The 12,131-nt window shown below is 62.2% G+C and carries 16 protein-coding genes; 14 read left to right on the top strand and 2 right to left on the bottom strand.

The window, feature by feature from the left end:
- Positions 1-5 precede the first annotated feature (5 nt).
- Positions 6-992 (bottom strand): 2-hydroxyacid dehydrogenase, encoded by a 987-nt coding sequence (locus tag ACS3QZ_RS11545; protein WP_093091244.1) that lies wholly within the window; start codon positions 990-992, stop codon positions 6-8.
- A 116-nt stretch (positions 993-1,108) separates the two neighbouring features.
- On the opposite strand from ACS3QZ_RS11545, the gene ACS3QZ_RS11550 reads away from it, so the two are divergent.
- Positions 1,109-1,612: an SH3 domain-containing protein gene (locus tag ACS3QZ_RS11550; protein ID WP_093091246.1), complete on the top strand. Its 504-nt coding sequence runs from the start codon at positions 1,109-1,111 to the stop codon at positions 1,610-1,612.
- A gap of 23 nt (positions 1,613-1,635) precedes the next feature.
- Here ACS3QZ_RS11550 and rpe read toward each other — a convergent pair whose 3' ends face one another.
- Entirely contained in the window at positions 1,636-2,325 is a 690-nt protein-coding gene (rpe, locus tag ACS3QZ_RS11555; protein WP_456037961.1) for a ribulose-phosphate 3-epimerase, read from the bottom strand.
- A gap of 368 nt (positions 2,326-2,693) precedes the next feature.
- On the opposite strand from rpe, the gene ACS3QZ_RS11560 reads away from it, so the two are divergent.
- The 13 genes from ACS3QZ_RS11560 to ACS3QZ_RS11620 all read left to right on the top strand — a co-directional run bounded on the left by ACS3QZ_RS11560 (position 2,694) and on the right by ACS3QZ_RS11620 (position 12,043).
- A complete protein-coding gene (locus tag ACS3QZ_RS11560) occupies positions 2,694-3,503 on the top strand; it encodes an urease accessory protein UreD (protein WP_456037962.1) in 810 nt (269 codons plus the stop codon).
- 1 nt (position 3,504) lies between these two features.
- Positions 3,505-3,807 carry an urease subunit gamma gene (locus ACS3QZ_RS11565; RefSeq protein WP_456037963.1) on the top strand — a complete coding sequence of 101 codons (303 nt, stop codon included), beginning with the start codon at positions 3,505-3,507 and terminating at the stop codon, positions 3,805-3,807.
- Between the two features lie 17 nt (positions 3,808-3,824).
- On the top strand, positions 3,825-3,989 hold the full coding sequence (locus ACS3QZ_RS11570; RefSeq protein ID WP_110680244.1) for a peptidase M23: 165 nt from the start codon (positions 3,825-3,827) through the stop codon (positions 3,987-3,989).
- Positions 3,986-4,294 (top strand): urease subunit beta, encoded by a 309-nt coding sequence (locus ACS3QZ_RS11575; protein WP_093091256.1) that lies wholly within the window; start codon positions 3,986-3,988, stop codon positions 4,292-4,294. The genes ACS3QZ_RS11570 and ACS3QZ_RS11575 overlap by 4 nt, the downstream gene beginning before the upstream one ends.
- Positions 4,295-4,317: 23 nt before the next feature.
- Entirely contained in the window at positions 4,318-4,818 is a 501-nt protein-coding gene (locus tag ACS3QZ_RS11580; protein WP_456037964.1) for a hypothetical protein, read from the top strand.
- 47 nt (positions 4,819-4,865) lie between these two features.
- Positions 4,866-6,578 carry an urease subunit alpha gene (gene ureC / locus ACS3QZ_RS11585; RefSeq protein ID WP_456037965.1) on the top strand — a complete coding sequence of 571 codons (1,713 nt, stop codon included), beginning with the start codon at positions 4,866-4,868 and terminating at the stop codon, positions 6,576-6,578.
- Positions 6,579-6,700: 122 nt separating this feature from the next.
- Complete coding sequence (locus ACS3QZ_RS11590; RefSeq protein WP_456037966.1) at positions 6,701-6,925, top strand: DUF1127 domain-containing protein; 225 nt, start codon at positions 6,701-6,703, stop codon at positions 6,923-6,925.
- A 22-nt stretch (positions 6,926-6,947) separates the two neighbouring features.
- The gene (locus tag ACS3QZ_RS11595) at positions 6,948-7,418 is read left to right on the top strand and encodes an urease accessory protein UreE (RefSeq protein WP_456037967.1); all 471 of its coding nucleotides are present in this window, start codon (positions 6,948-6,950) and stop codon (positions 7,416-7,418) included.
- Positions 7,384-8,052, top strand: coding sequence for an urease accessory protein UreF (locus ACS3QZ_RS11600; protein ID WP_456037968.1), 669 nt, complete (start codon positions 7,384-7,386; stop codon positions 8,050-8,052). The genes ACS3QZ_RS11595 and ACS3QZ_RS11600 overlap by 35 nt, the downstream gene beginning before the upstream one ends.
- Positions 8,049-8,684 (top strand): urease accessory protein UreG, encoded by a 636-nt coding sequence (ureG, locus tag ACS3QZ_RS11605; RefSeq protein WP_456037969.1) that lies wholly within the window; start codon positions 8,049-8,051, stop codon positions 8,682-8,684. Before ACS3QZ_RS11600 ends, ureG begins: the two co-directional genes overlap by 4 nt.
- 98 nt (positions 8,685-8,782) lie before the next feature.
- Positions 8,783-9,793, top strand: coding sequence for a C4-dicarboxylate TRAP transporter substrate-binding protein (locus ACS3QZ_RS11610; RefSeq protein WP_456037970.1), 1,011 nt, complete (start codon positions 8,783-8,785; stop codon positions 9,791-9,793).
- A gap of 204 nt (positions 9,794-9,997) precedes the next feature.
- Positions 9,998-10,639, top strand: coding sequence for a TRAP transporter small permease subunit (locus ACS3QZ_RS11615; RefSeq protein WP_456039334.1), 642 nt, complete (start codon positions 9,998-10,000; stop codon positions 10,637-10,639).
- A gap of 3 nt (positions 10,640-10,642) precedes the next feature.
- Positions 10,643-12,043 (top strand): TRAP transporter large permease, encoded by a 1,401-nt coding sequence (locus ACS3QZ_RS11620; protein ID WP_456037971.1) that lies wholly within the window; start codon positions 10,643-10,645, stop codon positions 12,041-12,043.
- Positions 12,044-12,131: the final 88 nt, after the last annotated feature.

Raw genomic sequence — 12,131 nt, forward strand, 5'->3', positions numbered from 1 at the left:
TGGGGTCAGAGCATGGCCGGGACCACGAGATCCGGCGGACGGTGGCCGTCGTCAAAGGTCTTGATGTTAATGATGACTTTCTCGCCCATCTCGATCCGGCCTTCGATCGTCGCCGAACTGATATGGGGCAACATCACCACATTGGGCATCTCGCGCAGGTCTGGATTGACCTCGTTACCGTGTTCGTAGACGTCCAACCCTGCCCCGGCGAGTTCTCCGGCCTTGAGCATCCGCACCATGGCGTTCTCGTCGATCACTTCGCCGCGCGAGGTGTTCACGATCACCGCACCGGGTTTCATCAGCTTGAGACGGCGCGCGTTCAACAGGTGAAAGGTTGACGGCGTATGCGGGCAGTTGACCGACACCACGTCCATCCGGGCCAGCATCTGATCGAGGCTTTCCCAATAGGTGGCGTCGTGCTTTTCCTCGATCTCGGGACGCAGGCGGCGACGGTTGTGATAGTGGATCTGCATCCCGAACGCCTGTGCGCGCCGCGCCACAGCCGTGCCGATCCGGCCCATGCCCAGAATGCCAAGCCGTTTGCCGCTGATGCGACCTCCCAAAAGCGCGGTCGGTGCCCAGCCATCCCAGGTTCCGCTATGCATTCGCTGCAAACCTTCCGGGATACGCCGCGTGACCCCCAGAATCAGCGCCAGCGCCATATCCGCCGTGTCATCGGCCGACACACCCGGGGTGTTTGACACCAACACGCCACGTTGACGCGCAGTGGCCACGTCAATGTGGTCAACACCGGCGCCATAGTTGGCGATCAGCTTCAAACGGTCCCCGGCCTGCGCAATCAGGGACCTGTCGATCTTGTCAGACAGGGTCGGCACCAGCACGTCGGCGTCCTTCATCGCCGCGACAAGCTCCTCGCGCGACATCGGCGTGTCGTCATCTCGTAACTTGACGTCAAACAACTCGGACAGTCTTGTCTCCACGGCTTCGGGCAAGCGTCGCGTAACGACAACACTTAGACGTTGCTTTGGCATTCAGGGCCTCCCAGTGCTTTGCAATTCGGTGCGTTGCTGCCACAGTGCAACACACACCGACGGGGCACAAGAACCCGCGAAGAAATCAGAGCAGAAAATCAGGCAAGATACTCGTCATGGGGAGAAAAACGCTTTTTTGCATCGTGGCGGCCGGGGTGCTGGCCGTGGCCGGGGCCGTGGTTGCGGAAACCGCGCGCGGTCCGGTGACGAACCTGCCTTTGCCGCGCTTCGTGTCGCTCAAGGCGTCCAAGGCCAACGTCAGGCGTGGCCCGTCGCTTACCCATCGAATCGACTGGGTGTTCAAGCGCAAGAACATGCCTTTGGAGATTACCGCCGAATACGGGCATTGGCGCCGCGTGCGCGACATCGAAGGGGCCGGCGGCTGGGTGCATTACTCGCTCCTGTCCGGCGCGCGCACCGTAATCGTCGAGCACGACATGCTGCCGCTGGCGATGCGCCCCGAAGCCAACACGCCCGCAGTGGCGCATCTCGAACTCGGGGTGGTGGCACGGCTGGGGGAATGCGGTCCCGACTGGTGCTATCTCAATGCCGCCGGATACAAGGGCTGGGCGCAAAAAGCCCATCTCTGGGGTGTAACCCCGGACGAGCTGCGCGACTGATCCCGAGATGAAGAGGGCCGCGCCTATTGCGCGGCTTCCGCTGCCGCCCGAAGGGCGCGGATGTTTTCACCGTAGACTTCGGACGCGTCGACACTGCCGCCTTTGAACACAGCTGACCCGGCGACGAGCACATCCGCCCCCGCTTCCGCCACGAGCGGCGCTGTTTCCGTCGTCACGCCACCGTCGATCTGGATGTGAATTTCGCGGTCCCCGATCATCTGGCGCAACCGGCGCGTCTTTTCGACACCGGAATGGATGAACTTCTGCCCACCGAAACCCGGGTTCACGGTCATGATCAGAACCATGTCCACAAGATCCAGCACATGCTCGATGCTCTCCAGCGGCGTGCCGGGGTTCAGCGATACCCCCGCCTTCACACCTTGCGCCTTGATCGCCTGCAAGGTGCGGTGGATATGCGGCCCGGCTTCGACATGGGCCGTTATCATGTCGGCGCCCGCCTCGGCATAGGCCTCGATATAAGGATCAACAGGCGCAATCATCAGATGTACGTCCATGAAGGTCTTCACATGCGGACGGAACGCTTTCACGGCGGGCGGCCCAAAAGTCAGGTTGGGAACGAAATGCCCGTCCATCACGTCAACATGCACCCAATCGGCGCCCTGATCTTCGATGGCACGAATCTCCTGACCGAAATTGGCGAAATCGGCAGAGAGGATCGACGGGGCGATCTTGATTTTGCGGTCAAAGGACATGCGTGTCTCCTTGCGGTCTGGCGCCGGAATGCTGTTTCAGTTCCGGACCGTCCTCCACAATGGAAAACGGCGTCATGGGTTCTGCCGGACCGTGGATATGCACCACGATTCGACCTTTGCCGGGAAAATGGGGAGCGTCTGGCAAAAGTGCAACGTCAATTCCAACACCTTTGCCCGAGACCCTGTTTCAAATCCGCACAGATTTTCACCTCTTTCACACCGCAAGCCCAAATTTTCACCCGAGGCGGCCGGTAAAGCCCAATAATCCGGCACCCTATCTTCGAACTGTTACAGGCCGCTGCCAAGGTCGCGACAAGACACGAAGGAGTCCGCTCATTCCCGCCCTTGCCCAGATAGCCCCTGCGCAGTTGCCCAATCCGCCGCAGCCCCGCGCCATCGGGTCCGCCCTGATCAAGGCCAAACGTCGCGGCGCGCAGACGGTGCTGGACGATTTTCGCCTGTCCGGGTCCTGTCGGGTTCTTTTTCCGCGGCGCCGCGATGCGGTGCTCGAGGCGGTTCTTCTCAATACTTCGGGTGGTGTCACGGGCGGCGACGTTTTTGAAACCATTGCGACCGCCGGAGCCGGAACAGCATTGACCCTCACGACCCAGGCAGCAGAGCGCGCCTATCGCAGCATCGATACCCGTCCCGGTCGCATTCAAACCCGCCTGACGCTCGACCAAGGCGCCCGGATCGACTGGCTTCCGCAGGAAACCATTCTGTTTGACGGGAGTGCCTTGAGGCGCAGTCTCGATATTCACATGGCACGGGACGCCCGCCTGCTGATGGTCGAGCCGATGATTTTCGGGCGTACCGCGATGGGCGAGACCCTTCGCAATGCGACCCTGCAGGATCACATCACCGTTTTTCAGGGCGACCAGCTGGTTTTCGCCGACCGCGTGCGCCTGAGCGGCGACGTACAGGCCCATCTTGACCGCCCGGCCATCGCAGGAGGCGCGCGCGCCACGGCTGCGGTCCTCCTGGCGGCACCGAATGCAGAGAGCTACCTTGACCGGCTGCGCGGCATGCTCCCCGACAACTGTGGTGCCAGCCTGATCCGAGAAGGTCTGCTCTTTGCCCGCCTCCTGGCGCCGGACGGCCATGCGCTGCGCCAGATCCTGATACCTGTCCTGCGCGCCCTTCGGGGTGCCGACCTTCCCCGAACATGGATGCTCTGACATGCAACTGACCCCCCGAGAAAAGGACAAACTGCTGATTGCGATGGCTGCAGAAGTAGCGCGCAAACGTCTTGCGCGCGGCGTGCGTCTCAATCACCCCGAGGCCATTGCCCTGATTACCGATGCTGTGGTCGAGGGCGCGCGCGATGGCCGGTCGGTAGCCGATCTGATGCAGGCCGGCGCGCATGTAATCACCCGCGAACAATGCATGGAGGGTATCGCCGACATGATCCCCGAGGTTCAGGTCGAAGCCACTTTTCCCGACGGCACCAAGCTGGTGACCGTCCACGATCCGATCCGATGAAAGCACAGGAGACCAAGATGAAATACCTGATTGCCCCCGCTGCCGCCCTGTTGACCACCCCCGTACTGGCCCACGAAGGCGCGCACCTGCATCCCCACGCCTCAGATCCGGCCTGGGCCCCGATCGTTGTCGGCACCGTGGCTCTGGCCTGCCTGGCCCGCCTGATCTGGGTTCGGCGATGATCCCGGGCGAACTCCTGCCCGCAGCGGGGGACCTTGAACTGAATGCAGGTGCCGAGGTGACAGTTCTCATGGTCGCCAACACCGGCGATCGCCCGGTGCAGGTTGGCAGCCACTACCATTTTGCCGAGACCAATCCCGCACTTGATTTTGATCGCGACGCGGCCATGGGCAAACGGCTCGACATTGCCGCGGGTACGGCGGTGCGCTTTGAACCGGGCCAGCGCCGCGAAGTCCCGCTCATCCCCTTGTCGGGGGCACGCAAAGTCTTTGGCTTCAACCAAAAGGTCATGGGCGCGCTCCCCTGACCTAAATCCTTCAGGAGACTGAAATGACCGAATTTCTGACCACTCCCGTAACTGTTTCGCTCACCGGTTATCTATTGGCGTCCCGGCTGATGGAACGCCAGATGCGGTTTACCTATGCCATGGGTCGCGCGCTCCTTGGCGCCACCGCCGAGCTCGCGCCGGCGCCAGCCCCCAAACCGAAGGCCGTAAAGGCCAAGACCGGCCCCCGCCGCAGCACCGCCAGAAAGCCCAAAGCCAAGGCTCCCGTCGCACCCAAAGTCGAAAAAACCGCGACGGCAAAACCTGCGCCCAAGCCGGTCGCGAGACCGGCGGTGACTTCAAAGGTTGTTGCAAAGACCCCAATTGCACCGCCCCCCGCCAAAAGCACGCCCAAAACCAAGGTTGCAGAAAAAGCGAAACCGACGGCCACCGCCGCAAAAACCTCGAGCGCACCATCTCAAGAAGCGCAACCAGCGCCGCGCCGCCGCCCACGCCAGCCATCCAAGCCACCCGCCATGCCGGGCAAATCATCCGATAATTCCTGATTCCGAAACGGACCGCCCCGCTTCCCCTTGCTCCAAGAGACCTACGCATGCCCGCCACCATCTCCCGCTCCGACTATGCCGCCATGTTCGGCCCCACGACCGGCGACAGGCTGCGGCTGGCCGATACCGACCTGATCATCGAGGTCGAACGCGACCTGACCGGCCCCTATGGCGAAGAGGTCAAATTCGGCGGTGGCAAGGTCATCCGCGACGGCATGGGGCAGGCCCAGACCACACGTGCCGAAGGGGCCGTCGACACGGTGATCACCAATGCGCTGATCGTGGATCACACCGGCATCTACAAGGCGGATGTGGGCCTCAGGGACGGGCGCATCGCCCGGATCGGCAAGGCGGGCAATCCCGACACCCAACCGGGCGTCGACATCATCGTCGGCCCCGGCACCGAGGCCATCGCGGGCGAAGGCAAAATCCTCACCGCCGGGGGATTTGACAGCCATATCCACTTCATCTGCCCGCAGCAGATCGAAGACGCGCTGCATTCCGGCCTTACCACCATGCTCGGCGGGGGTACCGGTCCGGCGCATGGCACCCTGGCCACCACCTGTACGCCCGGACCATGGCACATGGGGCGCATGTTGCAGGCGGCGGACGCGTTCCCGATGAACCTCGCCTTTGCGGGCAAAGGCAACGCCTCGCTTCCTGCTGCGCTCGAAGAACAGGTGCTGGGAGGGGCCTGCAGCCTGAAACTACACGAGGACTGGGGCACGACACCCGGCGCGATCGACTGCTGCCTCTCGGTGGCCGATGCCATGGATGTGCAGGTGATGATCCACACCGACACGCTCAACGAAAGCGGATTTGTCGAAAACACCGTTGCCGCCATGAAAGGCCGCACCATCCACGCGTTTCACACCGAAGGCGCGGGCGGCGGCCATGCGCCCGACATCATCAAGATATGTGGCGAAGAGCATGTCCTGCCCTCGTCCACCAATCCCACGCGACCCTTTACCGTGAACACCGTCGACGAACATCTCGACATGCTCATGGTCTGTCACCATCTCGACAAGTCCATTCCCGAGGACGTCGCCTTTGCCGAAAGCCGCATCCGCCGCGAAACCATCGCCGCCGAAGACATCCTGCATGACATGGGTGCCTTTTCGATCATCGCGTCCGACAGCCAGGCCATGGGCCGGGTGGGTGAAGTCCTCATCCGTACATGGCAAACCGCCGACAAGATGAAGAAACAGCGCGGCGCGCTTCCGGAGGAAACCGGGAACAACGACAATTTTCGCGTGCGCCGCTATATCGCGAAATACACGATCAACCCGGCCATAGCACATGGGATCAGCCATGAGATCGGCTCTGTCGAAGAAGGCAAGCGCGCCGACCTCGTTCTCTGGAGTCCCGCCTTCTTTGGTGTGAAACCGGACATGGTGCTTCTGGGCGGGACAATCGCCATGGCCCAGATGGGCGATTCCAACGCCTCAATCCCCACGCCGCAACCGGTCTATTCCCGCCCCATGTTCGGCGCCTATGGCCGGTCGGTTGAAAACTCCGCCGTGACCTTCGTGTCCGAAGCGGCCCAAAGCGCAGGTATCGCCAAGACACTGGGCCTCGCCAAGACTACGGTGGCCGTGCGCAACACTCGGGCAATCGGAAAATCCGCTCTCAAACTCAACGACGCCACGCCAGAAATCGAGGTCAACCCCGAGACCTACGAAGTCCGCGCCAATGGCGAGCTACTTACCTGCCAACCCGCCGAGGTGCTGCCCATGGCACAGCGCTACTTCATGTTCTGAGCTACAGCCTTGCGGGCAACGCAATCCGGCCATGAGAAAAGACTACCTACACACGTCAATAATGATGACCCATATTCACGAACAAGGGAGGACCAACGACTTGAACCAATTCGAGGGTCCAAATGGCACATATCGCAACCAACACCTACGGCCACATTTCGCTTGGCAAGATCCTGGCAAAGCCGTTCGTGGCTATCGGCAACTTTCTTGTAAAGCTGGGCGAGGCCAACAGCCGCGCAAAAACGGTGCAGCGTCTCAACGACATGAGCGATGCCGAACTGGCACGGCTCGGGCTTGCCCGCGAAGACATCGTACGTCACGTCTTCCGCGACTACATGTATCTCTGATCCCGGCAAGGGGGACCGTCGCATGACGATCTCCCTGCCGACCGCCCAACGCTACCACAGCCACACGCACGGCCCGGTCACCCGGCACGTCGCGCTGACATATGAAGACCGTTTCCTGCGCCGCAAGACACTTGTTCTGTCTAACGGGGAACGGATACTCGTCGACCTGCCCAAGACCACCTCGCTCGATCATGGCGGCGTACTGATCCTCACGGATGGGCGCGAGATCGAGGTGCAGGCCGCACCGGAACCGCTCCTGCAGATCACCGCCCCCGATCTCACCCGAATAGCATGGCACGTCGGCAACCGGCACACGCCCTGCCAGATCGAGACAGGTCGCCTGCTGATCCAACCCGATCACGTCATCCGCGAAATGCTGGAAATGCTCGGTGCGACGGTCACGGACGTGACCGAGCCCTTCACCCCCGAAGGCGGGGCCTATGGCCATGGGCGCACGCATGGCCATGATCACTCGCATTCCCATGACCATTGATCCGGTCCTCATCCTCGCGCAATGGCTGTCTCCCACCTATCCGGTTGGGGCCTACACCTATTCGCACGGCCTGGAATGGGCCGTGCAGACCGGCATGGTGCAGGATGCCGACAGTTTCCGTGACTGGCTGTCGGATGTTGTCGAACATGGCGCGGGCCGCAATGACGTGATCCTGCTTGCCGCCGCCTACGAGGCAACGGACGAAGACAGCCTGCAAGGGCTGGATGAGTTCGCCCGCGCCCTCACACCCAGCGCCGAACGCCTTCTGGAAACCGATCAACAGGGTGCCGCTTTTGCCCAAACCACAGCGACCGTGTTTGAGCAGAATCTGTCGGCCCTGACCTACCCGGTCGCGGTGGGCCGCGCGGCCAGCCTGCAAAACCTGCCGCTGCCTGAAACGGCCCGCCTGTTCCTGCACGCCTTCGCCGCCAACCTGACATCCGCCGCCATCAGGCTCGTGCCCCTTGGCCAAACGGCGGGTCAATCCGTCCTGCACCACCTCACCCCGCTCTGTCAGTCCATCGCCGACGAGGCAATTTGCGCGCCACTCGACGCCATCGCCGCTTCGGCTTTTGCGACCGACATCGCGTCGATGAACCACGAAACCCAATATTCAAGGCTTTTCCGCTCATGACTTCCCCGAACGGCCCTCTGCGTATCGGAATCGGCGGCCCCGTCGGTGCCGGCAAGACCACCCTGACCGCCAACCTCTGCCGCGCCCTGCGGGACAAACTCTCCATCGCCGTGGTAACCAACGACATCTACACCCGCGAAGATGCCGAGGAACTGATGCGCCAGCAGGTTTTACCGCTTGAGCGGATCAAAGGTGTGGAAACCGGCGGCTGCCCGCACACCGCCATCCGTGAAGACGCCAGCATCAACCTCGCCGCCATCGCGGAACTGAATAACGCTTTTCCCGACCTTGACGTGGTGCTGATCGAAAGCGGCGGCGACAACCTCTCCGCCACATTCAGCCCGGAACTCGCCGACATCACCCTCTACGTCATCGACGTCGCCGCGGGCGAGGAAATCCCCCGCAAGGGTGGCCCCGCGATCACCCGTTCCGACGTGCTCATCATCAACAAGACCGACCTCGCCCCCCACGTGGGCGCCTCGCTCGACGTGATGGAGCGCGACGCCACCCGCATGCGCGCCGGGCGCCCCTTTGTCTTCACGGCCCTGCGTCATGGCAAGGGCGTCGAAACACTGTTGCCGCTGATCGGAGAGATCGGCGGCATCCCTGCCCTCATGAACCCAGTCTCCTGAACTTGGCAACATACCCAAAAATACGGATACCCAGACCCGCAAACTCTGGGCTAGGCTTCCTGCGGACGCGGCAAAAAAGCTGCGCATAGGGAGGAAAGATGACTAAACTCTTTGGACGCGCCGCCGTGGCGGCGCTGGCACTTGGTTTTGCAACAGAAGCCATGGCAACCGAATGGAACGTCTCGGTCTGGGGCAAACGCCGCGCCTTCACCGAACATGTTGAAAAGCTCGCCGAACTGGTCAGCGAGAAAACCGGCGGCGAATTCACCATGAACGTGAGCTATGGCGGCCTGTCGAAAAACCGCGAGAACCTCGACGGCATCTCCATCGGCGCCTTCGAGATGGCCCAGTTCTGCGCCGGGTATCACCGCGACAAAAACCCCACCATCACCGTGCTCGAACTGCCGTTCCTCGGCGTCAACACGCTGGAAGAGGAAGTGGCCGTCAGCCACGCGGTCTATGCCCACCCCGCCGCCCAGGCCGATCTGGCCCGCTGGAATGCCAAGCTGCTGATGACCTCACCAATGCCGCAGTACAACATCGTCGGCACGGGTGAGCCGCGCGACACGCTGGCCAAGATGGACGGTATGCGCGTGCGGGCCACCGGCGGGATCGGCAACGCGTTCAAGGCCGTTGGCGCCGTTCCCACCTCGGTGACCGCCACCGAAGCCTACCAGGCAATGGAATCCGGCGTGGTCGACACGGTGGCCTTCGCCCAGCACGCCCACTTGTCGTTCCGCACCATCGACCAGGCCGAATGGTGGACGGCGAACCTCAACCCCGGCACGGTAAACTGCCCTGTCGTCGTGAATATCGACGCCTACGAGGCCCTTTCGGACGATCACCGCGCCGCCCTGGACAGCTCGGTTGACGAAGCCATCGCCCACTATCTCGAAAACTACGGCGCCTTGTTGAAGAAATGGGATGGCGTGCTCGAGGAAAAAGGCGTGCAGAAGGTCATGATCGACGAGGCCGAGCTCGCGAAGTTCCGCGAAATCGCCGCCGATCCGATCCGTGAACAATGGATCGCAGACATGAGCGCCCAGGGCCTGCCCGCCCAGGAACTCTATGACCTCGTCATGGACACTCTGAAAAAACAGCGCATGTAAACCACGCGGCAAGGAGGGCGAAGCCAATCCCTCGCCCTCCCCTTCCGACAACAGCCGCGCGGTTCGGGTATCTTCCGGAACAAGGTCTTTTCTTTTTCCCAAAATACCCCGGAGCGCGAGGCAGCGCCTCGCCAACCGCGCCCCACCGGGGCGCAAGACATGAGCGCCGCAGGCGCGCGACTTGACCACATCTCGGAGACAGACATGGCCACTGGGGCATCCGTTCTGGAAAATGACAGCCTGCTCAGCCGGCTCGACCAAAACCTCTACCGGATCGAACGGTTTCTGGCGCTGATCTCCGGCCTCGCGGTTTTCGCGATCATGGTCTTCGCCGTGGTATCCGTGTCGGGCCGCAACGCCTTCAACGCGCCCGTGCCGGGATATGTGGACTGGATCGAACAGCTCATGCCCCTTATTGCCTTCATGGGCATCGCCTATACCCAGCGCGACGGCACCCATATCCGCATGGACATCCTGATCGGGCGGCTTTCGGGCCGTACGCTCTGGGCCGCCGAGTTCATCACCACCTTCGCCGCGCTGATCCTGATGATCCTGCTTGTCTGGGGAAGCTGGTCACATTTCCAGCGCAGCTTCGATTTTGCCGCTCCGTGGTGGAGTCGCGACAGCTCGATCGACATCGCCCTGCCACTCTGGCCGGCAAAGCTGCTTGTCCCGGTCGCCTTCTCGATCCTCTGCCTGCGCTTTGGGCTTCAGCTCTGGGGCTATGGCCGCGCCTTCGTGCTGGGCCTGTCCGAACCCGTTGCGATCCCGCTGATCAAATCCGCCGCGCAACAGGCTGCCGACGAAGCCGCGGTCCTCGAAGACACCAACGGCGAGAGAGGCTGATCCATGGAACCTATTGAGATCGGCCTGATCGTTTCCGGCGTCATGGTGCTCTTTGTCGTTCTTGGCATGCGCGTCGCCTTTGCCGCAGGTATGGCGGGGTTGCTGGGGCTCATCTGGATCTTCTGGGCCAAAAAGGGCTATGATCCAGAGGATTTCGGCTGGGCCCTCACCGTCGCGGTAAAAACCGCCGGGCAGGTTCCCCACTCCAAGGTCTCCTCACAGGCGCTGTCCCTGATCCCGACCTTCATCCTGATCGGCTATCTCGCCTATTACGCGGGCCTCACCAAGGCCCTGTTCGAAGCCTCCAAGAGATGGGTCGGCTGGCTGCCCGGCGGGTTGGCCGTCTCCACCGTCTTTGCCACCGCAGGTTTTGCCGCCGTGTCCGGCGCCTCGGTCGCGACCTCGGCCGTGTTCGCGCGCATCGCCATCCCGGAAATGCTCAAGATCGGTTACGACAAACGCTTTGCCGCAGGGGTCGTTGCTGCCGGCGGCACGCTCGCCAGCCTGATCCCGCCTTCGGCGATCCTCGTGATCTACGCCATTATCGTCGAACAGGACGTGGGCAAGCTCCTGCTTGCCGGATTCATCCCCGGGGCCTTCTCGGCACTGATCTACGGCCTGCTGATCGTCACGCTGGCCATGACACTGCCGAAATTCGGCCCGCCGGTGCGCGGTTTCACCTGGGGTGAGCGTTTCCGCTCCCTGCCCCCCGCTATGCCGATATTCTTCGTCGTCTTCATCATCATTTTCTTCATCTACAACCCGTTTGGCGGCGATGCCTGGGGCACGCCAACAGAGGGCGGTGCGCTTGGCGCCTTCGTGGTCTTCCTCATGGCCGTCTGGAAGGGCATGCGCTGGAGGCAGTTCCGCGACGCCCTGCTGGAGACCGCGAAACTGGCGGTGATGATCTTCACGATCATCTGGGGCGTGCTGATCTATGTCCGCTTCCTTGGCTTTGCCGATCTTCCCGGCGCGTTCTCCGATTTCATCACCGGGCTCGACCAGTCCCCGATGCTGACCCTCGTCATGATCCTGCTCGCCTACGCGGTGCTGGGCATGTTCATGGACGCGATTGGGATGTTGTTATTGACCCTGCCGGTGGTCTATCCGGCAGTCATGGCGCTCAACGGGGGCGAATTCGTTTCGGCGGCGGACAGCACCTTTGGCATGAGCGGACCTATGTGCGCGATCTGGTTTGGTATCCTCGTGGTGAAAATGGCCGAGTTCTGTCTGATCACGCCACCGATTGGGCTGAACTGCTTTGTCGTGGCCGGGGTACGCGATGACCTCTCGGTGCAGGACGTGTTCAAGGGTGTCACCCCGTTTTTCATCGCCGATGCGATCACCATCGCCCTTCTGGTGGCTTTCCCGGCGATCGTATTGTGGCTGCCCAGCCTCGCTTGAAACCGTACCGACGCAATACCGACATCATACCGACGTAATACCGACGCTCCTTTTCGGGGCATTGGCGCGTGCCGACCTGACATCTTCA

It is taken from the genome of Shimia sp. W99, from assembly GCF_053851455.3.